Origin of the sequence: Leptospira sarikeiensis (assembly GCF_004769615.1) — a bacterium.
Lineage (GTDB): Bacteria > Spirochaetota > Leptospiria > Leptospirales > Leptospiraceae > Leptospira_B > Leptospira_B sarikeiensis.
Window position 1 is genome coordinate 203970 of record NZ_RQGF01000012.1, and the last position, 22249, is coordinate 226218.

At 38.9% G+C, this 22249-nt stretch carries 19 protein-coding genes; 6 read left to right on the top strand and 13 right to left on the bottom strand.

The features are described from left to right. Positions 1–5: 5 nt before the first annotated feature. The 3 genes from EHQ64_RS05375 to EHQ64_RS05385 all read right to left on the bottom strand — a co-directional run bounded on the left by EHQ64_RS05375 (position 6) and on the right by EHQ64_RS05385 (position 4529). Positions 6–1340: an LA_0442/LA_0875 N-terminal domain-containing protein gene (locus tag EHQ64_RS05375; RefSeq protein ID WP_135648472.1), complete on the bottom strand. Its 1335-nt coding sequence runs from the start codon at positions 1338–1340 to the stop codon at positions 6–8. 208 nt (positions 1341–1548) lie between these two features. After that, positions 1549–2634, bottom strand: a complete 1086-nt coding sequence (gene lpxK / locus EHQ64_RS05380; RefSeq protein WP_135648473.1) for a tetraacyldisaccharide 4'-kinase — start codon at positions 2632–2634, stop codon at positions 1549–1551. Between the two features lie 11 nt (positions 2635–2645). Further along, entirely contained in the window at positions 2646–4529 is a 1884-nt protein-coding gene (locus tag EHQ64_RS05385) for an ABC transporter ATP-binding protein (RefSeq protein ID WP_167882361.1), read from the bottom strand. A gap of 9 nt (positions 4530–4538) precedes the next feature. Here EHQ64_RS05385 and EHQ64_RS05390 point away from each other — a divergent pair, with 9 nt between their 5' ends. Beyond that, complete coding sequence (locus EHQ64_RS05390) at positions 4539–6044, top strand: ABC transporter substrate-binding protein (RefSeq protein ID WP_135648474.1); 1506 nt, start codon at positions 4539–4541, stop codon at positions 6042–6044. On the opposite strand, the gene EHQ64_RS05395 is transcribed toward EHQ64_RS05390, so the two are convergent. Further along, positions 6019–8406: a transglycosylase domain-containing protein gene (locus EHQ64_RS05395; protein WP_135648475.1), complete on the bottom strand. Its 2388-nt coding sequence runs from the start codon at positions 8404–8406 to the stop codon at positions 6019–6021. The two genes, EHQ64_RS05390 and EHQ64_RS05395, sit on opposite strands and share 26 nt — an antisense overlap. Positions 8407–8607: 201 nt before the next feature. Here EHQ64_RS05395 and EHQ64_RS05400 point away from each other — a divergent pair, with 201 nt between their 5' ends. After that, positions 8608–9528, top strand: a complete 921-nt coding sequence (locus tag EHQ64_RS05400; protein WP_135648476.1) for a class I SAM-dependent methyltransferase — start codon at positions 8608–8610, stop codon at positions 9526–9528. Here the strand turns inward: EHQ64_RS05400 and EHQ64_RS05405 are convergent. Next, positions 9518–10774: an FAD-dependent oxidoreductase gene (locus EHQ64_RS05405; protein WP_135648477.1), complete on the bottom strand. Its 1257-nt coding sequence runs from the start codon at positions 10772–10774 to the stop codon at positions 9518–9520. The two genes, EHQ64_RS05400 and EHQ64_RS05405, sit on opposite strands and share 11 nt — an antisense overlap. 89 nt (positions 10775–10863) lie before the next feature. After that, complete coding sequence (locus EHQ64_RS05410) at positions 10864–12708, bottom strand: OmpA family protein (protein ID WP_135648478.1); 1845 nt, start codon at positions 12706–12708, stop codon at positions 10864–10866. A 240-nt stretch (positions 12709–12948) separates the two neighbouring features. On the opposite strand from EHQ64_RS05410, the gene EHQ64_RS05415 reads away from it, so the two are divergent. Beyond that, the gene (locus tag EHQ64_RS05415) at positions 12949–13128 is read left to right on the top strand and encodes a hypothetical protein (RefSeq protein ID WP_135648479.1); all 180 of its coding nucleotides are present in this window, start codon (positions 12949–12951) and stop codon (positions 13126–13128) included. 90 nt (positions 13129–13218) lie between these two features. Here EHQ64_RS05415 and EHQ64_RS05420 read toward each other — a convergent pair whose 3' ends face one another. Beyond that, positions 13219–13479, bottom strand: coding sequence for a hypothetical protein (locus EHQ64_RS05420; protein WP_135648480.1), 261 nt, complete (start codon positions 13477–13479; stop codon positions 13219–13221). A 202-nt stretch (positions 13480–13681) separates the two neighbouring features. Further along, positions 13682–14047, bottom strand: a complete 366-nt coding sequence (locus EHQ64_RS05425) for a DoxX family protein (protein WP_135648481.1) — start codon at positions 14045–14047, stop codon at positions 13682–13684. 560 nt (positions 14048–14607) lie between these two features. Between EHQ64_RS05425 and EHQ64_RS05430 the strand changes: the two genes are divergently transcribed. Next, a complete protein-coding gene (locus tag EHQ64_RS05430; RefSeq protein WP_135648482.1) occupies positions 14608–15564 on the top strand; it encodes a methyltransferase domain-containing protein in 957 nt (318 codons plus the stop codon). Further along, positions 15561–17882, top strand: coding sequence for an FAD-binding oxidoreductase (locus EHQ64_RS05435; RefSeq protein ID WP_135648483.1), 2322 nt, complete (start codon positions 15561–15563; stop codon positions 17880–17882). The genes EHQ64_RS05430 and EHQ64_RS05435 overlap by 4 nt, the downstream gene beginning before the upstream one ends. 90 nt (positions 17883–17972) lie before the next feature. Here the strand turns inward: EHQ64_RS05435 and EHQ64_RS05440 are convergent, their stop codons facing one another. Then, positions 17973–19208: a glycosyltransferase family 4 protein gene (locus EHQ64_RS05440; protein WP_135648484.1), complete on the bottom strand. Its 1236-nt coding sequence runs from the start codon at positions 19206–19208 to the stop codon at positions 17973–17975. 119 nt (positions 19209–19327) lie between these two features. Then, the gene (locus tag EHQ64_RS05445; protein WP_135648485.1) at positions 19328–19699 is read right to left on the bottom strand and encodes a YfeK family protein; all 372 of its coding nucleotides are present in this window, start codon (positions 19697–19699) and stop codon (positions 19328–19330) included. Positions 19700–19835: 136 nt separating this feature from the next. Between EHQ64_RS05445 and EHQ64_RS05450 the strand changes: the two genes are divergently transcribed. After that, on the top strand, positions 19836–20417 hold the full coding sequence (locus EHQ64_RS05450) for a hypothetical protein (protein WP_135648486.1): 582 nt from the start codon (positions 19836–19838) through the stop codon (positions 20415–20417). Between the two features lie 34 nt (positions 20418–20451). On the opposite strand, the gene EHQ64_RS05455 is transcribed toward EHQ64_RS05450, so the two are convergent. From EHQ64_RS05455 to EHQ64_RS05465, 3 genes are read right to left on the bottom strand one after another with little or no spacing between them, the layout of a single operon-like run. Then, complete coding sequence (locus EHQ64_RS05455) at positions 20452–20817, bottom strand: cereblon family protein (protein ID WP_135648487.1); 366 nt, start codon at positions 20815–20817, stop codon at positions 20452–20454. A gap of 54 nt (positions 20818–20871) precedes the next feature. Beyond that, entirely contained in the window at positions 20872–21417 is a 546-nt protein-coding gene (locus EHQ64_RS05460) for a hypothetical protein (RefSeq protein ID WP_135648488.1), read from the bottom strand. A gap of 40 nt (positions 21418–21457) precedes the next feature. Beyond that, positions 21458–22237, bottom strand: a complete 780-nt coding sequence (locus tag EHQ64_RS05465) for a class II glutamine amidotransferase (protein ID WP_135648489.1) — start codon at positions 22235–22237, stop codon at positions 21458–21460. Positions 22238–22249: the final 12 nt, after the last annotated feature.

Consider the following 22249-nt stretch of genomic DNA (forward strand, 5'->3'; position numbering starts at 1 on the left):
GATCTTTATTTGTTAAAGTCGTACGAGTAAGTTGCGCCGATTAAGAACGTGGTCGCTTGTGTTTCTTTGAGTGCCCCAGGTCCGACAAGGGATTCGAATAAAGCCTTTCCTAAAACTAGATTTTGGACAGGATCTTCGTTTGCACTATCTTCATTTTTAATAGTAAGAGAAGTATCCGAGAAAGTATATTTCCAACTCATACTGTTCAACCCAAGCCAGAAACTAACTCCATAGTTCCAAGAGTATAAAAATTTCAGATCTAGTATAGCACCCTTAGCAACCCATTTATTATACACTTCGATGCCGTTCGTTTGTCCGTCTCCATTTCCTGGGGCATACGTATATTCCGTTCTGCTATAAGTTCCAAAACCATGTAATTGTAGTATATGCAATCCTGTGCGGATCTCGAATTTTCCAAGTTTTACATCGTACTGTACTCCATACGAATATCCTTTTAGAACCTCCGCCACCGATGTAGGAATTACTCCGAAGTATTGATCTGAAAACGAAGAACTAGCACTTCCAGCTCCGAAGGTAAATGGGTTTCGGTCTTCTGTCTTTGTCCAAAATTGATGATAGCCAATTACTGGTCTGATATCGTGTTTTGGATGAGGAAAAACAGAATAAGAAAAATTTCCGTAGATATGTTTCATAGAAACATCATAGCTACCTTGTACGATTTTTGGAAAAGTGGAGTTACTCGGGCCGTCTGTTCCTACAACCTGCACATTCGATGAAGAAGTTAGAGATTGTCCTCCGATCTCTCCTACGTAACGATTCCAAGAATATCTAACTTCGACTACAGAAGCTTTTCCGCCTTTCGGTTTTGGTTCTGTGGGAAGTTCGAATTTGCCACCTTCTTGACCTAGGCTACTTCCGATCGCTATGACTTGATCGTAAAAATTCCCGCCTTGAAAGTTTAGGTTACTAGAACCTAATCCTAAAAAAACATCCAAACGATTTCGTTTTGCTTCTTCGATCTGCTTTTTTCTCTTCTCTGCTTTTTCGTCGGCGATCTGTTGTTTTTTGGCCTCTTCTTCTTTTTGTGCTAACTCTTCTGGAGTCGGTGTAGGAGGTACTACTGGATTTTTATCTTTCTGGTCTGGGGTTTTGACCTCTTTAAAAGCTACCTTTTTAATATCTTGTTTTGAGATCTCTCGAGTAGTTCCGTCCGATAGTTTGACCACCATCTTGAAAGCGGTTTGAGAAATGATCTCGGCAGTCAGAACTTTTCCATCTTTGAGATAGATGACTTGTTCGTTTGAATACAGGGAAGTTACAAAAAAAAGTAAAAGGCCGAAAACCAAAATTGTTTGAAATTCATTCTTTACTTTTTGCATTTTTACCCGCAACTCCGGAGGCCTTTGTTTGGGAAATATTCCGGTATATGAAATGTAGCTTCAAGCAATAAATTGACAGTAGGTAATAACTACTTGAATATAAAGTATAACAATTACTACAGGTCTGCCAAAATATCGAACTTGTTCCTTTCTTCAGCCAAGTCGGATCGATTGTTAATCGAACTTGGTCTTTTCTTCAGCTGTCGGATCAGTCGTCAATAAGGCTTGAGATCTTTATCGAGTGGTTATATAAGTTTGTACGTATGGATCTTAAAAGTTCGGACTCGTTCTCTAAAATTGTTTTCAGTCTAAGATAGAACCATTTGGAAGGATCTTGTCCGGAAATCGTTCCCAAGGCAGAGATCTTTACTCCGTCTTTCTCAGTGCAGATGATATAATCGTCTTTAGCTCCCTTTTGAGATATTTCAGAAAGATCTTCTTTTGTATAAGAATGATGGTCCGGATAAGAATAGGAATTGAATTTGTGCGGGTTCTTTTCTTTCAAAGAAGAGTAAAACGGTTCCGGATTTCCTAAACCTGAGAATGCGTATATCGATTTTCCGGTTATGTTTCTAGTTAAGGTCTCGGAATGGCCCGGATAGATCGGGATCAATTCTTCCGTAGAAAAACGAAACTTCAAGTATTTGTTCGGTTTATATTTTTGAAGCCAGGCGGAAAGTTTTGATTCCTGTTCTTCTTTAAATTTGGAAGCGATTAGAAAATCCGCTCTTGAAACAGAACGATAAGATTCTCTTAATAATCCTAAAGGAAGTAAAAATTCAATTTTAGAAAGCCTTGTACAATCCAATAAAACCAGATCCAAATCTCTTTCCAATGCGTGATGTTGAAAACCGTCATCTAATAATGCGAATACAATTTTATTTTCACTAAGCCCTTTGTCGGATCTGTATTTTAAATATGATCCAAATCTATTTCTTCCTACATACACTTCCGCAAAGGGAAGGTTTTTTTTGAGAAGTAATGGTTCGTCGCCGACTTCTGTTGGAGAAGAGTCAATATTAACTTTTCTTGTATCTGTACCTGAAGAACCGTAACCTCTTGTCAAAATTACGATAGGAAGATCTGGAAAATGAGAATGGAGTAACTGGGATAGATGAAGAATAAAAGGAGTTTTTCCGGTTCCACCTACGCTAAAATTCCCCACACTGATCGTGATCGCAGAATGAAGTTTGTTTTTTTTCTTAAGGCTACGATCTAAAAAAAATAGAATTCTGTAGATAAGGCTAAGAGGGAATAATATCGGAAAAAAAAGAATCTTCAAAAATAAGATCATATTCTTTTTTCTTAAACCGGTGATTCTGCAAACTGCATCTCGTATAATTTTTTGTATTTCCCGTCCAAACGGATCAACTCTGAATGAGAGCCAGATTCGACAACTTTACCACCTTCCATTGCGAAAATAGTATCTGCGATCTGTACAGTGGAAAGTCTATGAGCAATTATGATTACTGTTCTGTTTTTGTACAAGGATTCTAAGGCTTGTTGAACGACTCTTTCAGATTCGGTATCCAGAGCAGAAGTCGCTTCGTCCAAGATCAGGATTTCAGGGTTATTCAATAGTGCCCTCGCGATAGATATCCTTTGCCTTTGGCCTCCGGATAACATTACGCCCCTTTCTCCTACAACTGTGTCGAAACCATCTTCAAAAGAGAGAATAAAATCGGTAGCGAACGCTAACTCTGAAACTTCTCTCATTCGTTCTTCGGAAACGTTTTCAGTTCCATAACAAATATTCTCTCGGATACTTCCGTTAAATAGGAATACTTGTTGGTTTACGATTGAGATCTTTTTTCTTAAGGAAGCAAGATCCAAATTTCTGAGATCAGTTCCGTCCCAAGTAATGGAGCCTTCACTCGGATCGATCAATCTTGGGATCAAATCGACTAATGTGGATTTTCCCGCACCTGAAGAGCCGACTAACGCAATGGTTGAACCCTTCTGGATAGAAAGATCCAGATCTAAGAGCGCAGGAGTTTTGGCTCCCGGATAAGTATATCCTACTGATTCGAATTTTAATTCTTGTGATAGTCTTTTGGGGAAGATCGGGTTGGGAGGATTTTTTACATCCGTCTCACTATCCAACATTTCGAAAACACGAGTCCCGGCAGCCATCGCACTTTGGATAGAATTGGATAACATTCCCATCTGTTTGAATGGTCTGGTTAAAAACACTAGGGTCAAGAAGAAGATCATAAAATGACCTAGGGTTAATTTTTCCAACTCGATAAGATATGCTCCAAACGCCAGGAATATAACTGCGACTATGGAACTTGAAAGTTCCACTAATGAAGGCCCTACTTGATGATAAAAATGTCCTTTAAATGTTTTTTCGGAAAGATCGTTATTGATCTCCCAAAATCTTCCTGCTTCCGTTTTTTCCATGGAGAATGCACGGATCACTCTGATACCAGATATCACTTCCTGCAAATGACCGTTCAAAGCTGATAATCTTTCCTGTTGGTTCCTTGTGGCTTTTCGGATCCGGTCCGCGAAAGAAGTCACAGGGCCCATGATGATAGGCACCACTACTAAAACCGCGACAAACATTTCCCAACTTAAGAAAAGAAGAATTAATAAATGTGTAATGATATAGAAGAAGTCTACGATTGCATCTTTCAGATCCGAACTGATCAACTTTGCAAGAACTTCCACATCGTTGACGATTCGGCTCATAAAGATACCGGTCTTTTCCTGAACGAAATGATTAAGAGGAAGTTCCTGAGCTTTGGAATAAAGTTCTAAACGTAAATCACGAACGGCTAAATAACCGCCGGAGTTTATACAATACACTGCCCCCGTCAGAAACAAAAGTTTTGCAAGATAGATCGGAAAGATGAATAAACAAAATATAAGAACGAGTTGGTCTTTAGGAAGGGTAGTGAGATAATAATTTGCTTTAAGTTTGGTATCTGCGACTAATGCCTCAATTTTTTGGATCGCCTCCAGTTCTTTTCCTGCTTCACGATCATTTAAGGCTATCGTTTCTTTTTTGGTAAGAGTGATTTGGAAGTCTGCTTTTCCACCTTTTCCGATCGCATTAAAGATCGGGATAACGCTAGTCAAAGACGCACCGTTCAGTATGGATACGAAAAAGGATAATACTATCCCGGTAATTAATCTGTATTTATACTTGAAGGAATACCCCAAGAGGCGTCTATAGACGTTCATAGGTCCGGAATGTTTTATCCTAGGTTTCTTGACTCGGCCTCATCCACGTTTTATGTAGAGCGAAAACCGACTCTTACCTTTTCCCTGGCTTTCCTTCTTTTGTCCCTTCTTTTTTGTCATTGTGGAAATGTCGAAAGAAACCCCAAAACACTGGTATTTTCTCTGCCATCTGATCCGATCTCTTTGGATCCGATCCGATCTACCGACCTTTCTTCCAGAATCGTTCTAAAGTATATTAATCCTCAACTTTTCAAAATGGATGAAGAAGGGAAAATTATTCCTTCTCTAGTTCAATCCTATAAATTAGGAAGTGGACCTTCCGCAAATATCAGGAAATTAATGTTGGAGATCCGACAGACTTCTGTTACGAATTCTTCTTCTATAAATTCCAAAATTGTTTTGGCCTCTTTGGAAAGATTAAGGAACACTCCAGGTCCTCGAAAAAGTACATATTCCTTTTTGAAAGGAGGAAAGATCCTGTCCGACTCGGAATTAGAGATCTATTTTGAGGGCGGTTTAAGAGAGGCTTTAGAAAAACTTTCTCTACCTCAGTCTTGGATCTATTGTGGAGCTCCAGGATCTATTTGCGGAGATTTTAAACTTTCCGAATGGAAAAAGAATAATTATATTCGATTAACTGCAAACCGCCCGAACGAATTGGGTTCCGAAATATTGTTTAGGATACTCCCTCAAGCAAGTACTGGACTGTATCTATATTCCAAAAACGAACTAGACTTGATGAAATTACCGATCTTCCTTTCTAAAAGTTCTCTCATCAAAGAAGAGCATGTTTCCGTTAGAAAAGGAGGAGGGGTCCAATACATAGCAATCAATGCAAAAGAACCCTGTTTCGATAAGAACTTTAGAAAAGCTTTAAATTATTCTATAGATAAAAGAACGATCATCAATGTCTTATTAGAAGGAAAGGGAGAAGTTTCCGTCGGGCCTTTTCCTAAATCAGTAATTTCATCCTGGAATTCTTCCGAAGAATTATATCCGTTTGATTTAGTTAAAGCAAAAGAACTTCTCTCCAAATCGGTTTGTTATCCTAAGATCCTAGAAAGAGAATTAGAGTTTCGAATGAGAGGGGACGAGGAGAACCAAGCAAATGGAGCCGCAATCGTCCAAAACTTGAAAGAGTTAGGATTGAAGATCAAAATTTTAGCTATGGAAAAGGCCGCGCTTTATAAAGAAAATGGGGAAGGAAAAGGAGATCTTACATTACTTTTTTGGTATGCAGATCTTCCTGGGCCTTTTGCATTTTTAGATCCGCTATTTGCAGGGGATAGATTCGGAAATAGCGGAAACCGTGCATTCTATTCGAATCCTAAGATCGAAAAAATTTTCCGAGAGATCCGGTCCACTGATCAAACGAATATACAAACAAAGATCCAAGAAACTTTTTCCATTTTGGGAGAAGAAGCTCCTTGGATCTATTTATGGTCTCCCTATGAACTTTATTTAGTCGGAGATCGTTTGGACAAAGGATCTATTCGTCGTTTTGATCTTCCTTAATTTCCGGAAGGTCCAATTCAACTGCGTCTTCTCCGGACAAGGCCTCATTAGATCCGTTTGTGTTTGTTCCTTCCGTTTGAGTGACTGGAGAAGTTGTTGCTCCTCCTCCGGGTTGATCTCCCACGTAATAGTATTGGCCGTAAAGAGGATGTTTGCATTCCGACTCGTTGGATAATAATCCTCCGGTTTCGGCACAGATGTCTACTTTCACATAATCACTGTTAAATGGTATGATCAAACTTTCCCCAAATCCTAGAGTTCTTGCCACATGAGATACATATCTAAACCAAATGGAACCGCTTGTTCCGGAACCGGACCCTGGGAAAGGAGCTCCCAGATCATTACCTACCCAAACTGTGGTGACTAAATTCGGGTTCACTCCTGCAAACCAAACGTCTCTGACTCCTTTTCTGGATCCCCAACGTTGTTGTGCTTCCTTAGGAGATTGTACTGTTCCGGTTTTTCCTCCTAAAGGAAATTTTTCTCCGTCTTTAAGTGCGATCTTTAAAGTACCTTCTTCGGAAACAACTGCTTCCAATAGGTTCAATGTCATTGCGCAAGCTACTGGATCTAAAATTTGTTCCGCTTCTTTTGGATCCGGAAGATTATTCATATAAAGTTCCGAGCCTTCGAAATCAGTGATGCGCAGTATTTCTACCGGTTTTACTTTTTTACCGTTGTTCGCGATCGTAGCATAGATCGTGGCCAATTCTTTGGGAGATAATTCTCCGGAACCCAATGCAAGAGTAAGGTTGGGTTGGAATCTTCTGCTTAACTCGGAGCTATCTAAATCTAAAATTTTGCCTAGAGTATGTATAAAATCACTGACCCCGATCTCATCCATGAACTTGACTGCGATCGTATTTACGGATTGAGCGAATGCGACTCGAACCTGCATCGCTCCTCTATGACCTTTATACCAGTTTTTAGGGGCATAACCTCCGATCTTGATCGGCTCATCCACAACAATCGAAGTAGGAGTAGCGATCCTTTTTTCGAATGCCATTTGATAGACGAGTCCTTTGATCGCAGAACCCGGTTGTCGAACTGCGGAAATTGCCCGGTTCATTCTGAATATATTAGAAATTTTGTAACTTCCTACCATCGCTTCTACATATCCGTTACTCGGATTGATGGAGATCAGGCTCCCATTCATATTTTCTATAATTTTATTTTCTTTGGAAACCTCTTCAGTTTTTCCTGCTTTTAAATAAGCCGCCTTTTCCTCTGAAAGTTTTTTGCGGACGGATTCTATTCCTTCTCTTAAGGAACGTTCTGCTGCCTCTTGTTTATCGTAGTCCAGAGTAGTATAAACGTTCATACCTCTGCTTTCGAAATCGATCTCTGAAAAATTATCGATCACGAATTGACGGATCCCGAAATTGAAATCAGACGCAAGATTGATCGTAAAATCCTTATCGAATCCGTATTTGCCGATCTCGGAAATAACGAGGATCTTATCCTCTTCTTCCTTAATTTCTTCCACCTTGTAATCGGATCTGAATTGGCGAATGTTCTGCTCTATTCTCTTTTCGAATTTTTTCTCTATCGAGCTTGGATTCGGATGAAGATTTTGGAATTGGGCCATCGCGGTGAGCACCATTTTTTGTCTTTTCAATGCGATTTTAGGATTTCGGACCGCATTAAAATTAGAAGGAGCGGGAATTGTTCCTACAAGCAAGGCGGCTTCTGCAGGAGTCAATTCATATGCAGGTTTATTAAAGTAATAACGAGAAGCTTCTTCTACCCCGTTGTTTCCCTCTCCCAAGAAGATACGATTTAGATACATCGCAAGGATTGTTTCTTTATCGAACTTACTTTCTAAATAAAAGGTACAATAGAACTCGGTAAGTTTATTAAAAATACTACGAGCTCCCAAATCCAATGTAAGTTTTGCAAGCTGTTGAGTAAGAGTGGATCCACCTTGTCTTCTGAAAGTGGTCAGGTTCACTATGATCGCTCGACCCAAAGCGGAAAAATTTACACCGTTATGTTGATAAAAGTCCCTATCTTCCGAGCTAAGCAATGCCCAAATAATATTTCCGTGATTTACTAAATTATCAGTTCTGATCGGTCTGAATTTTCTGCGAGAAAATTCTCCGATTAATTTTCCGTTCTTATCTAAGATCCGGATCGGTTTGATCTCATTCGGATCGTAAGCATCCGATACCTCTCTTTGGAATGTTTCCAAATTACGAGCGACTTCTTCTTGTTTGCTGAGCCAAACTACATAGGAGCCTCCTATAAAAAAGGATAGGATGGCGATTCCTGCAATTGCGGAATATTTTAGGATGATTCTCCAGTTTTTTTTCCCGTATTGAAATATGGATAATAAGATTCCAAGGATACGATCTTTGTTCATAATGTCCGTCGGTAGGTTTTCCGCCTTAAGTTAGGGGAAGAAAAGGACTTTTTTGTCCATTTTTTGTACTTCGTACTCAGGCATTTATTGTATCCGATTAACCCGAAAGAACGGACAAACTAAGATTGTTTCTTGTAGACAGTTTTGAAATTCCGTGTTCAATATCTTTCGTTTTGGCCGGAAAGGAATTCCAGGAAACAAATGGAAGATTATCCTCTTAAAAAAGAAACGTTTACACATCATTATTTTCCGACTACCCCGAAGACAAATTTATGGTCAAGTGTTCAGCTTCTATTTGGGGGTGAAGAAGGAATTCCTACAGATCTTTCCCATCTATATTTGAACGAATCAGGAGGATCCTGGGCGAACTTAGGATTTTGGGAAGAAACGGACGACTATAGTACTGCCTGTGAGGATTTAGCAGAACATTTAGGAAGAGTCGCCGGTTTAAATCAGAATTCTAAAATTTTGGATATAGGATTCGGTTGCGGAGACCAATTTCGAATTTGGGAAAATTTGTTTGAAGTCTCTCCCAAAAATATTACTGCACTGAATATTTCTAAAACACAATTGGAATATGCAAAATCCAAATATAAAGATAAAACTTCTTCTCCGGATCTAATACTTGGAAGTTTGGAAAAACTGGAGGAGTTCGAGAATGAGAGCTTCGATATTGTTCTAGGTTTGGACAGTTTATATTTTATTCCAAATCGAGAACTTTTGATCAGTGAAGTATATAGGATCCTGAAAAAAGGAGGAGCTTTCGTTTCTGCGGAGATCTTATTTGCAGATCGAAAAATTTCATTTTGGGAATCTTGGAAAAGATCATTGATCGTTCGGATGGCAAGAATGTCTCCTGATCTGAAAAATGTAGAGGAGATCGTATCCGATTATTCAGTTCTGGGTTTTAATTTCGAAGTTTTAGAAAGAATAGATCCTTTCGTTTTTCCTGGATTTTCGGAATTCATTCTTTCTAAGATCCGCTCGGATAAAAAAATCCCGAAACGATTGGCAAATCGATACAAAATGTTGGGAGAATACTTTGGTTCTGAAACGATCAAAAAACATTTTGAGTATTGGATCTATAAAGTAAGAAAGCCGGAATCTCAACCTATCGTTTGATCGATTGTTCTACCCATCTTTTTACATCTAAAGATGTGGAAACTCCCGCTTCTAAAAGTGGGATTCCATATCTTGCATAAGAACCGCAAAGCCAAACCTTTCTATCCGGAAGCTCTTGTAGGTTTTTTAGTTCAGCTAAAGTTTTTTGGGAAGCAAGATCAATCACAGGTCTTTCGAATTTGGAACGACTAATAAAATTTTCCTCTTTAGGTTGAACCAAAGGATTCCAAGTTTGGAATACATCCTTTCCTTTCATAGAAGGAAGAACTTTATTCAGAAGAATTGTGGCAGTTGCAGAAGAACCGTCTTGGGAAAGAGAGAAACACATTGGAGCCCAATGTTTTTTGTTTTTAGGCATAAAACTGTCATCCGAATGAGTAACCACTTCCGAAGCCTCGTATTTGAGTTTGGAAAGTAACTCTTTCTCTCTGGTATATTCGTTTGGAAGAATGGATATTGCCTGATTTGCAGGAGCAGCGACTACCACCCGATCGAAATATTCTTCTCCATTATCGAAAAGTAATTTTACTTTATCTTTTTCTAATACTATTTTTTTAGGATCCGTGCTTAAACGAACTGAAGATGCACCTTTGGAAAGTTTTTCCGTCACGTCCCTTGTTCCTTTTAAAGGGGTAAGAAAACGTAAGAATTTCAAACCTTGGGAATGATAGCCGATCACCGCTTCTGCAGGATAATTTTTAGCACTCTCAGAAGTGCATGTATTAATCGTGGAAAACATAGGGATCAAGTAGAGATCCTCGAACTCGATAGAATAACCGAATCTACTTAAGAATTGTGAAATAGTGAGTTGTTCTCCATCCAAGGAATGAAGTTCCCTTTCAGACTCTTCGTAAAACCGGATTGCATCTGAAAAAATACGTCTAGAGGTCTTATTAGAAAAACAGACTAAGTAAGGGATCGGAACAAAATTATTCCCGATCCCTAAGGTAGAAAAACCGAAATACGTAGTGCCGTCCCCGTAGTTTAAAGAGAAGGAATAATCTACAGGTCTTACTTCGATACCTGCTTCTTCATATAATTCCAAAAGGCAGGGATAATAATTTCTTTTAAACGCTCTAAACGGAACATCCACACGTACAAAATTTCCGTTGGAACTTAGGTCCGTTCCGTGTGCATCCATTCCGACCAATGGATGTTTTTCTAAGAGAGTGACTTCATGTTCTTTACCTAAATACCAACTAGCACTTAGGCCTGCGATACCGCTCCCGATGACTGCGATTTTCATTCCGGATTAGAATCCTTTTTTAAACCAAAAGTTCAAGGTAAAACCATAGTTTTAGGAAGGAATGATACAAAAAAGGAATCAAACGATCTTCATTCTACGATTTGTAATACAACTCTTCTGTTTTTTTGGCGGTCCGTTGCAGTATCGTTGGAAGAGATCGGTTGGCTATCTCCGAAACCTTGGGTTTGGATCCTAGTCTGATCGATTTTATGTTTGGAGATCAAATAATCTGCGACCGCTTTGGCTCTACTCTCGGATAATTCTTGGTTCAATTCTTTTTTCCCCACATTATCCGTATGCCCTTCCACCAAAATTTTGGTTTTAGGATTCGATTTTAAAAAATTCGCCAAACGATCCAATTCAGGTTCTGAATCTTTGGAAATCTCGAATTTTTTCGTTTCGAAGAATAGATTGTTCAGAAGGATCTGTCGGCCGACGGCTAACGCAGGAAGACGAAACTCAACTTCCATTTTTGCGTCTTCTTGTTTGGATTCGGTAAGGTCTATGTTTTTGGAAACGGAAAGATGGCCTTCCTTCTCCGCATAAAATCCGTATTTTTCTCCATAAGGTAGGACTAGGCTAAAAGATCCTGTCTTAGAGTCACTTTTCGCACTTCCTCTTTTTTCCAAACGTGTTAAAGATTCGTAATGTATTTCGGCGCTTAAAGGATTTCCTTCTTCGTCCAAAACTTTTCCGTTGATCACTACTACTGGGTTCGGACGGAAATTGTGAGGGAGATATGCCATGTATAATTGGCCGTCTTTACTTACATACGCCCAATCGCTATTGACAGGAATGGAGAAAAAGTTCACACCTTTTAAGTTTGCGGAAACTTCCACAGGTTTGGTCCAATTATCCCAACCGTCCCCGATCCGTTTTGTTACATATACTGAAAGCCCTTTATGACCATCGCTACAAAAATATAGAGTTCTATCATCTCCGGCTAAGAAAGGAGCAGTTTCTTCGTGAGAAGTGTTTACGATCTCTCCTAGGTTTTTTCCGATCGAAAAACTCCCGTCTTCTTTTTGGATACTAACGTACAGATCCAATTTCCCGTGAGAATCAGGTTGTTGCACCGAATAGATCAGTATCCTACCGGAAGAAGATAAAGTGGAGCCTCCGAAAACCGAAGTATTATTCTTCAAATATAAATTGGTAAAATCAGGAAAGTTGATCGGCTTAGGATAAGACCAAGAGCCCTTATCTTTATAACTTTTATATAATGGAACAGTTACCTTATTTTGAAGATGATTTAGTTTTCTGAGATATTCATAAGCGAGTTGGTCTTCCTTCAGCCTGAACTCCATCTCGTCTCGGGTATTTCTTCTCAATTCTTCTCTTTTTTCCTGAAACTCAACTTGGAGCTTTCTAGACATCTCATCGTCCCCAAAAGAACCGAAAACGAAAAGTTCGTTATTACTTGGAAGAACTGCGATCACCGCGGAATTCAGATCGTTATTTAAAGGAGAAGGCATCTCTTTGCCGTCTCTCCAAAAACCTTTTTCGTCTTTTTCGGAAAACCAGATCCTTTGGTTCCCGGATTTTCCTTTGCTAGAATATACAGTCCAGAAGATGGATTGGCCGTCCGGAGTTACAGTAGGGTTAAATGCGAAGTAACCTCGATTCACATAATTCGGGATCTTCTTTAAGGTCCAATCGGGCAGGCCTTTCGTTTCCGAAAAAGGATAGGTCTCGTAACGGATCGGATCACAATTCTCGCCTCTCATTTGGCAAAGAACTCGGATCGTTTGGTTATGAAGCCTAGATAATTCGGGACTAAGATCGTTAGAGAGAATTTGGATATAATCGTTGCCGGAGCTAAGCATTCTTCCGAATTGCAAAAGTTTTCCTTCTACAATTCTTTCCTCCGAAGAGATCTTGGAAGAGAAACAAACGATCAATAGAAGGAAAAGAATAGAATGACGGCCGATCATAAGATAAGTTTCGGAGAATTTTAACAGTAGCGGAAGAGCGGAAAAGAAAAATTTTATGCTGAGCAAGACTAGAAGGCATAGATCCGCTTTGTTTGAAGGAATTTTCCCCCGACACTTCCCCAAAAATTGAAATGAGGAAGGTTGTTATAAAAAAATTAAGAGATCCAACCTGGAAAAAACTTTCGAACGACGAATAGGGAGACCAGCAAAATCCCCAGATTCAAGGCGGAAGAAAGGAGCATGAATCTCATTTTGGAAATTTCAGGTCGTTTATCAAAATGTTTGCTCGCCACAAAAGCCGCCCCGATACTCAAAACTAAGCCGGATATAAATGGGATCTCAGGCAAACTTTCCTCGGATCGAATAAAGGAAGTGAACCGATCTGAAATCACCAAAAAGATGCAGAGTATCGCTAAGTAAACGATACCCCTTAGCACTCCGGCGATGTAGGAAGAAATAATATTATTCATTTGAATTATAGGACGGATCGATCCTATAAAGATTTTACAATTAATTACAACTACAAGAGGCTCCCTTACCGCCTAAAGATTGAGCGTGATTGTCCGCATCCGAAGAATAATCAAATTCTTGAAGCACACATACATTAGAACCTCTTGCGGATTTCATTTGATCCAATGTCCGAGTGTCCACTTCGATCTTTCCATCCGCGCAAAAGACTGCATATTTCGTATTCGCGAAAACCTTGGAAGAAGAAAGAGCTAAAGCGAATACAAAAGAAGTAGCAAAAAAAGCTATAAATAACTTGTTCATCTGGGTCTCCAAGTGGAAAGGAGACTAATCTTTCTTATAATTCTTTCAATAATTTTATGACAAAAATAAAAAAGAAAATCTAATGTTTTGCAAGCAAAAGAAATCGACTCGGATTGTAACTGCGGTCTCAAGAAAAGAAATCAAATTTGGAAAGGAAGATATTGTCGGCACTTAGATATAGAGGTGCCGACTAAATCCGTTTTCAGTAAGTAAACGTATAAGCCCAGTAGATCAAGACCAATTGTAAAGGTAATCTTAAGATCAGAGCCCATGTAGGAGGATCTTTTTTAGTTCTGGATTGAAAATGATACACGTTAGCCGGAAACACAGCGACTAAAAGAAGAATCACTCCCCAGGCAGCGAAAATTCTTGTTTGAGAGAAAAAAAGTCCAACGCCTAAAGCGATCTCAACGATACCGCTGAACTGGACCATTAATTTATGATATGGGATCCAAGGAGGCATGATCCTTAGATAAAATTTCGGGATCACAAAATGAAGGATGCCGGCGATCGTATAAATAGTCGCCATGATCCAGAGACTGATAGTTTTAGCGTCAAGGTTTTCCATGGAAAACCATGATAAGGATACTAAGGCACTAAGGTCTGCCTTTTTTCTCTGTTTTTATTTCTAAACCTTTTCTGTCTGGAGTGAGATGATTTGTTCGAGATTTTAAGGAAGGTAAGATATTTTTCTCGAGTGACGAAGGGGCGATTTCTTTCTTGATGATCCGTACGAGGTCCGGGAAATTTCAGCATAGGCTAAACTCCTTGCCGCAAAATTTGCCAGTCATTATAGGTTCTGCGAATAAAGTACAAGCGAAAAAAACGATCTTTGAAAAAAATCAAAACGTTTTGTAGGAAGATTTGGGCGCGTCCCTTGCACTCATCGGATTAGCGAAAGCCTAGTATAAAAAATGCAAGGGTCGGTCTTTTACGGGCTCGCGGATACCCGCTCGGTCCTACGGACCCGCTTCGCTGCCCTCCAAAGACCTCGCGCGTTGTGGTTGGGGGATCGGGATTAGGTAATGATACCTTTCTTTATTTTGATAGTATTTTCTAACTTTCATGTCTTATTTTACAATTCTATCTCATATATTTAGACCGGACAGGAAAAGGTATTCGAATTGCATGAAAGAAATGGATCGAAAACAGTTTATAAAATCTATCATTGCGTTATTTGTAGCAGGACTCGCCCCTAGAATATTAGGACAGCCTCAGCTCGATATAGATCCCAAATCGAATTTTCAATCCGTCTATTTGGATCCTAAATTACGCGAAGAATTTTATCTTTTTCTAAAGAATGTATATCATCTTTATCCGGAGGATCAATTTCATAAACTGATCTTGGATATAACTAAGACCGGCAAAACGGATAAGGATATTTATGAAACGATCCTATCTAAACTTCCGGGAATTAAACCGTTCGCAGGTGTGATTACTTATGCACTTCCTTCTCTTAAAAAACAGAAAGAGGAAATATCCGGTCAAACCGTAAAACTTTTGGGAAAACAAAATTCTTATAATGGTTACATGGAGATTGGGACAACCGGGCGATACGTAAAAGATTTAAAAAAGAAATTAGGGATAAAAGGCAAAGTTTATGTATTGAATGATCTGGAGCCTAAATACAGTGCCGAAGATTTGGCGGAAAGGGGGCAACTTTTCAAGGCAGGGACTTTTATACAGATGGGGAATTACGAATCAATCGCCTCCGACAAGATCCCTTCCGAGAGCCTGGAATTAGTCACGAATTATATAGGATTCCATCATTCCCCCGCAGAAAAATTGAACGGATTTATCTCATCCATTTCCAGGGTATTAAGACCGGGCGGAAAGCTTGTATTAAGAGATCATAATGTATATTCGGAAGAACAGAGATATATAGTCGCGCTGGCTCACGACGTTTACAACGCAGGTTTGGAGATTCCCTGGAGAGAAACTTCTACCCAAATCCGGAATTTTACATCTTTAGAAGAGATCCAGGAAAAACTGTACGGATTCGGATTTCAATTGGTAGGGAATCACTATTTACAGAACGGGGATCCAACAAAAAATACTCTTATGGCTTTCGTGAAAACTAAATGAAAAGATCAATTTTACTTTTTCTATTATTCACCGCTCATCTATATTCTAGTCCTGTCATCGTAAATGACGTTACTCAGATCAATCCGATCCCGGTTTCAAGAGTAGAAACTCCTAAAACGATCGAAGAAATCCAGAATTTGGTAAAAGAACATTCAGGAATGATCTCCATCGGAGGAGGGAGATTTTCAATGGGAGGTCAGATCGCCACAGAAAATGCGTTATTTATAGATACTCGAGAATTCGATCAGGTTTTGGAATTCGACGAAAAACAAAAAAAGATCAGAGTTCAGTCCGGAATTACTTGGAGAAAAATACAAGAATTCATAGATCCATATAATCTTTCTATAAAGATCAAGCAGACGTATTCTAATTTTACCGTAGGCGGTTCTCTAAGTGTAAACGGACATGGAAGATATATGGGCCAAGGTCCTCTGATATTATCAGTGGACTCCATTAAAATTGTGTTAAGTGATGGGCGATTGATATCGGCAAGCCCAAAAGAAAATCAGGAGATTTTTTACTCTGCAATCGGAGGTTATGGAGGGATCGGGGTAATAGTCGAAGCAGTTTTACAATTGACGGATAATACTAAGGTCTCTCGTTCCGTGAAAAGGCTTCCGATCTCGGACTATAAAAAATTCTTTTTTGAAGATATTCGCACCAATCCAAAAGCGGTATTTCATAATGGAGATATCTATCCTCCCGCTTACGAAAATGTGAACGCGATCACATGGATAGAGACGGATGAAGACGTAACAGTACAGGATAGATTAGTTCCGGTAAAAGAAGAATACTGGATGGAAAATATAATGTACTTCTGGCTGACAGAACTTCCGTACGGAAAGGAATTCAGAGAACATGTGTATGATCCGAATTTTACCACAAGTAAACGAGTGGTCTGGAGAAACTTCGAAGCAAGTTATGACGTAAAAGAATTAGAACCTCCAACCAGAAAGATCAGCACATACGTATTGCAGGAATACTTCGTCCCTGTTGATAAGTTCGACGAGTTTTATCCTAAAATGAGGGAAGTCCTACAGAAACATGATGTAAATGTGCTGAATATATCCATCCGTCATTCCTATAAAGATCCAGGTTCTTATTTAGCTTGGGCAAGATCGGAAGTTTTTTCATTCGTAATCTACTATAAACAAAGGACGTATCCTTCCGCAAGAAATGAAGTCGGTGTTTGGACTAGAGAACTGATAGATGCGGTTAATTCTGTGGGAGGTGCATATTATCTACCTTATCAACCTCATGCGAATCAGTTCCAATTCGAAGCAGCATATCCTAGTTCTAACAAATTCTTTGAATTAAAAAGAAAACTGGATCCTAATTATAAATTCAGAAATAAACTTTGGGATAAATATTATTTCTCTGATATTAAGGATCAAAAGATCCGTTTGGAATTGGATTCTAATAAAACATATCTTAGAAACGAAGACCAAACATTTTTAACGGTTCCTGAATGGTTCATCGTATTCAGTTCGGATGAATATGCTAAATTCCAAAAACATTCTCCTCCTAGCGACTTTCCTTATTGGAGAAGTATAGGTCAGTTCTGGAAGATTTATGGAAACGTAATACAAAAAACCTGGGAATACGAAACGAATTGGGGATACCACCTGATGATCTGCGTTATCGGGGTAAGTTATTCAGGAGAATTGGCTTTAAAAAGTATTTACGAAAATACGACGGGAGCCTTTACGGAATGGATAGATTCGCGCAAAGAGATCAACGAGGACAGAAAGGTAGAAGCGTATATCCAATGGGTCACTCAAGATTATACTGATTTCGTACGATTGAGGCCTTGGTACGAATACCCTTTTTATTCTAAATTTTTGGAATTCATAAAGATAGAAGACGGAAAAAGCGCAGGAAAGATCAGAACATGGGAAAGACGGATATTTTTCTCGATGGAACTTCTCGCGAAAGCGGGATATGGATGGCTTATCGGTTTAGGAACTGGAGCGGTTTACGAGGCGGAAAATTTCCATATTCTTGCATGGGCGGATGAGAACGGTACTGGAAAAATCATTTCCATTCCAAGATACGAACCTTTTACAAAAGAAGTTCCTATTTTAGTGGATAAGGGAATTTCATTCAAGGAAATCGCAGGGAATAAAAAAATCGTTCTAACGGTTGTCTCGTCGGAAGATCAAAACTGGGAGGACCAGAAAATTCTCTCGTCTTGGCCGGTTCTTACGGAACCAGGCAAAAAAAGAACTGCATTAATTTTACCGGTGGATCAGCTTCACCTGATGATCCTTTACTGTAAGCAGAACGGAATCTTAATAGATCATATATTCGATTATTAGAATGTATGATCTATTACGTTTATGTATTCTAAAATCATTGAAAGAATCGCCTTTTTCGGAGGCAGACAACGGACTTTGAGAAGGTTTATGTTAGCCCCTCACCATCTGCACTTTCAATTTCATTGACTTCTTGGATTTAGAAGATTTTTTCTTAGAGAGAGAAAGTTTAGAATACATCATTTCCAAAGAATCAGTTACGTCTTCCCAGGTGCAGGAAGCGGCGATCTTTCTTGCGGCAATCCCTAGATTCTTTGCCAACTTTTTGTTTTCTGCCAGAAGACAGGATTGTTCTATAAATTCTTCTTCTTTATCAAAACCACTTAACAGCGCAGATTTGCCGTGTTTCAAATGTTGGCTTGCTGCTGCGTAATTATATGCAACGATTGGGAGCCCGGAGGCCATCGCTTCTACGATCACATTTCCGAAAGTTTCGGTAAGACTCGGGAATAGAAAAAGATCTCCGGATGCATAATGTTCCGCGAGTTCTTTTCCTTTTCTCATTCCTCTAAATATAAAATCAGGATTTTCCTTTTGTAATTTCTCTTTAGAAGGACCGTCTCCGACTAAGATCAATTTAGCGTTTGGAACTCTGGATTGGATCTTGCGGAAAGATCTTACTAAAAGGTCCAGATTTTTTTCCGGAGCAAGTCTTCCTACATACAAAACTCCCAGATCGGAAGGTTTTAATCCCCATTCCGATTTCAGCTTGGAACTTCTACGTGCAGGATGAAAAAGATCCGAATCGATCCCTCTAGAAACAACTTGTACATTGGAATAACCTTGGGACAATAATTGTTCTTTGATCTGAGAAGTAGGAACTAAGGTAGTTTGAGTTCTATTATGCAATCCTTTCAGATAGTTATGAACTAGTTTTCCTGCGAATCCGAATTTATAGTATTTTGCATATGCATGGAAATTTGTCCTGAAATCGCTAATGATAGGAATTCCTACATGTCTTGCCGCCCTTACTGCGGACCAGCCGAGGGGTCCTTCAGTGACCACATGAACTATATCAGGTTTTTCTAATTCTATAAGTCTTCTTAACAGATATTTTTCAGGGAAGCCGAATCTTAGGTCTTCATATAAAGGGATTTTAGCCCCTCTTACCAGGACTTCCTTATAGTTGCCGCTTGCGGTTGCATAATCGTTCGGTCCTTGTTTAGGACGAACTAATGTGATTTCGTGCCCTCTTTGTAATAGATCCCCAAGCATTCTATGAAGGGTCTTTGCAACTCCGTTGATCTCTGGAGGAAAGGTTTCGGTCACAACTAAAATACGGAACGGACCGGCTTTAGGATAAGAATTAATATAAGTCGATGGAAGCATCGACTTTCGATCATCTCGAATTCTTGTATCTACTCCATGAAGAGAAGATTACTTTTTCGTTACAGATCCTGGACTGAAGTTTAAGCGGACCTTTCGTTTTAGCAGAAAAGTTCTTGGTACTACTTTCCTTTTTTCTTTTTTACGGGGGAAGGATTTCTAAGTTCGCTCAGTTTGTCAGTAAGCCATTTTTCGGATTCTACTTCTTTCCCATCCGGAAATTTGATCTTATAGGGAGTCCCTGTAATTGAGGACTTGCTTGCTAAACCTTTGATAAAATCTTCTGTCGAACCAATCTTACTTTTAGCAGCATCGTACTTGCGAAGTAAATGCGCTTTTGCTTCGTCCAGTTTATGCTCGGATCCGTTCCGAACAAATACACATCCTTTACAGGAGTCTAAAGAGGAGATAAGCGCTTTGATCTCGTCTTCCGGTTCGGCGGCTAAAATCGGCAATAAGCTTAGAATTAAGAAGGACAATAGGATTTTTTTCATAATAGTTCTCGGCGAATATGGATCGATCTTTAGGTTTCTGCAACCAAGTATTGGAAATTGAGAAAATTTCTTAGGTTCCTGATTTTTCTCTGACCTCTTTCATTTCTTTCTGCGTACATTTCTATAGGAAGTATTTGTGAAAAAAATAATCGTTCTTTCTATCATTTTGTCTTCATTCATTTCGATCCATTCTCAAGAATTCGAGAAAAAGGAAGAAAATATCTCGGCCGGTTTTCAGGACAGGTCTCGCTGGGATTTGGTATGGAGGAGTGCTGTTCTTCCCGGTTGGGGTTTACTTCATGCAAAAGCGTATCGAAAAGGGATATTTACTTTAGGGATCACATCCATTCTTCTTATATACGAATATAAAGGCCATAAGGAAGAAGAAGAGAAAAAGCAAAACTTGGAATATTCCAGAGACCTTTTTCTGACTTATTCTTATTTCAATTCGCAAATAGATCCGCAGTCATATTTGATTTTTGCGGGATATCAACATAAGAAACAGGAAGATCTAGAAGAGTTGCAAAGTAAGAACGATCTGAAATTAGGACTCTTAGGTTTGAAATATTTTCTACAATTAGCATATACATATTGGTATGGGATCAAATGGGAAGGAGAGAATACTTCCGGATTCAGATTGGATATCAGAACTGCTTCTTTCGCAAATAAAAATGGAGGCGAAACAGGGTTAGATCTGAAATATACTTTTATGTTTTAATTTTTTATAATATTTAAAAATAGGATAATTCGGATTAAGCAGAGATTTGACCGACAACCAGCCCTAAAAAAGTTTGAGAATCGAATTCGAAACTCCATCCTAAATGATTTCCACAAGAGGCGCAGGTCCCGATTCTCCAAGCAAATCCTGGAAACCATGTATGTTCCAGATAAGAATTTTTTTGCCAAGAGATCCCAATCCCTTGAGAAAAAGTCAGGATCCTAAATTCTATTCCAAGAGGATTTACGAAATTGTGGAGATACGCCCCATCTACGGAAGTTTTCCATTCTTCTTTTGTGATTTTTTCTCCACAGGATAAACATATCTTCCAGTTCTCATTTTTATTTTCGATTTCCTGAGAAAATTTTATTGTTTGAGGACTTTGTGGAATTTCCTGCATAAACTTAGCCTAAGTGAAAAATGAAAATATACAACATGATTCAAAACCGGCCGTTCAGTTTTCCGAATATCGATCCAGTAGTAAGGAACTTAGGAATAATATGGAGAAGATGGAAAAATTCATAAAGATCCAGAAATAAAAATAATTCGAGAATAAAATATCCCAAGGAGGCCAGATGGAATATACTAAATTGATATTATAAGCCGGATCCGTAAAAAGATAACTGAGTATTTGTACAAAAAAGTACCAGAGATAAGCTCCGAACCAAGGGAACGGAATGATACCGATCTTTTTGAAAAAATAAATAGATAGAATAGTATATAATGAATGTGTGAAATAGGAAAGTTTATCTAGAGGGTAATCGTTTAATAATTCATCCGAAAGCCAGAAAATGGAACCTAGGATCGCCCAAAGACCTCCGATCCGAATTCCTTTATGAAATCCTAAAATTAAACTCGCCGAGAGTAAGAATGCTGAAACATGGCAGATCCAAAAATAATTATTCGGTTCTCTCCATATATAATTCGTGATCAGCACATAGAAAAAAAGAAATATTCCTAAAAGCCTGAAATGAAACGGATATTTACCGAAAGGTTTCATGAGTTTATTTTAGAAACTAGAATGAATGGGAGAGTTTCGATTAGGGAGAAAATCTTTGCCATTGTTTTCCATCTTTCCAAACCTGAAATTCTCCCGGTAAAAAATGGGTCCAAATCTCATTCTGTGTTAAAGGAGATGTTGCAAGAACAGTCACTATATCCTTAGGCCCAGTATGTTTTCTAAAATCGATACTTAAATCAGCATCTATCAGTTTTGCCTCTCCGAAAGGGGCATGTCTTGTGATGTATACAAGTTTTGTAGAACAATACGCGTATAAAAATTTAGAATCCGAAATCAGGATATTAGAGACTCCCTTTTTACCCAATTCGGAAAGTAACTTATGCATCTCTTTGGCGAGTACGATCTCGTTTTTAGGCCTTTCTTTAAATTTCTTTTTTAGTTTGGAAAGAACCCAACAAAAAGCATGTTCGCTATCCGTAGTTCCTACCGGAATAAAACCTTGTAGGACTTCCTTCTTCACACCTTTTAATTGCCCGTTATGAGCGAATGTCCAATAATTCCCCCAAAGTTCTCTAACGAACGGATGTGTATTTTTAAGATCTACCTTACCTCGATTCGCCTTCCGAATATGAGATATGATTAGGTTACTTTTGATCGGAAAAGTACGGACTAATTCCGCTAATTGGGAATCTGCACTTGCTTGAGGATCTTGAAAGACTCTACAACCTTTTCCTTCATAGAATGCAATTCCCCAACCATCCTTATGTGGCCCGGTCTTTCCTCCTCTTTGGACAAGGCCGGTAAAGCTGAAGCATATGTCTGTAGGAACATTCGCGCTCATTCCTAAGAGTTCGCACATTCTAAGCATCCT

Coding starts and splice junctions, on each gene's coding strand:
- EHQ64_RS05375 (WP_135648472.1), bottom strand. CDS start 1,340: ATGCAAAAAGTAAAGAATGAATTTCAAACAATTTTGGTTTTCGGCCTT.
- lpxK (WP_135648473.1), bottom strand. CDS start 2,634: ATGATCTTATTTTTGAAGATTCTTTTTTTTCCGATATTATTCCCTCTT.
- EHQ64_RS05385 (WP_167882361.1), bottom strand. CDS start 4,529: ATGAACGTCTATAGACGCCTCTTGGGGTATTCCTTCAAGTATAAATAC.
- EHQ64_RS05390 (WP_135648474.1), top strand. CDS start 4,539: ATGTTTTATCCTAGGTTTCTTGACTCGGCCTCATCCACGTTTTATGTA.
- EHQ64_RS05395 (WP_135648475.1), bottom strand. CDS start 8,406: ATGAACAAAGATCGTATCCTTGGAATCTTATTATCCATATTTCAATAC.
- EHQ64_RS05400 (WP_135648476.1), top strand. CDS start 8,608: ATGGAAGATTATCCTCTTAAAAAAGAAACGTTTACACATCATTATTTT.
- EHQ64_RS05405 (WP_135648477.1), bottom strand. CDS start 10,774: ATGAAAATCGCAGTCATCGGGAGCGGTATCGCAGGCCTAAGTGCTAGT.
- EHQ64_RS05410 (WP_135648478.1), bottom strand. CDS start 12,708: ATGATCGGCCGTCATTCTATTCTTTTCCTTCTATTGATCGTTTGTTTC.
- EHQ64_RS05415 (WP_135648479.1), top strand. CDS start 12,949: ATGAATCTCATTTTGGAAATTTCAGGTCGTTTATCAAAATGTTTGCTC.
- EHQ64_RS05420 (WP_135648480.1), bottom strand. CDS start 13,479: ATGAACAAGTTATTTATAGCTTTTTTTGCTACTTCTTTTGTATTCGCT.
- EHQ64_RS05425 (WP_135648481.1), bottom strand. CDS start 14,047: ATGGAAAACCTTGACGCTAAAACTATCAGTCTCTGGATCATGGCGACT.
- EHQ64_RS05430 (WP_135648482.1), top strand. CDS start 14,608: ATGAAAGAAATGGATCGAAAACAGTTTATAAAATCTATCATTGCGTTA.
- EHQ64_RS05435 (WP_135648483.1), top strand. CDS start 15,561: ATGAAAAGATCAATTTTACTTTTTCTATTATTCACCGCTCATCTATAT.
- EHQ64_RS05440 (WP_135648484.1), bottom strand. CDS start 19,208: ATGCTTCCATCGACTTATATTAATTCTTATCCTAAAGCCGGTCCGTTC.
- EHQ64_RS05445 (WP_135648485.1), bottom strand. CDS start 19,699: ATGAAAAAAATCCTATTGTCCTTCTTAATTCTAAGCTTATTGCCGATT.
- EHQ64_RS05455 (WP_135648487.1), bottom strand. CDS start 20,817: ATGCAGGAAATTCCACAAAGTCCTCAAACAATAAAATTTTCTCAGGAA.
- EHQ64_RS05460 (WP_135648488.1), bottom strand. CDS start 21,417: ATGAAACCTTTCGGTAAATATCCGTTTCATTTCAGGCTTTTAGGAATA.
- EHQ64_RS05465 (WP_135648489.1), bottom strand. CDS start 22,237: ATGTGCGAACTCTTAGGAATGAGCGCGAATGTTCCTACAGACATATGC.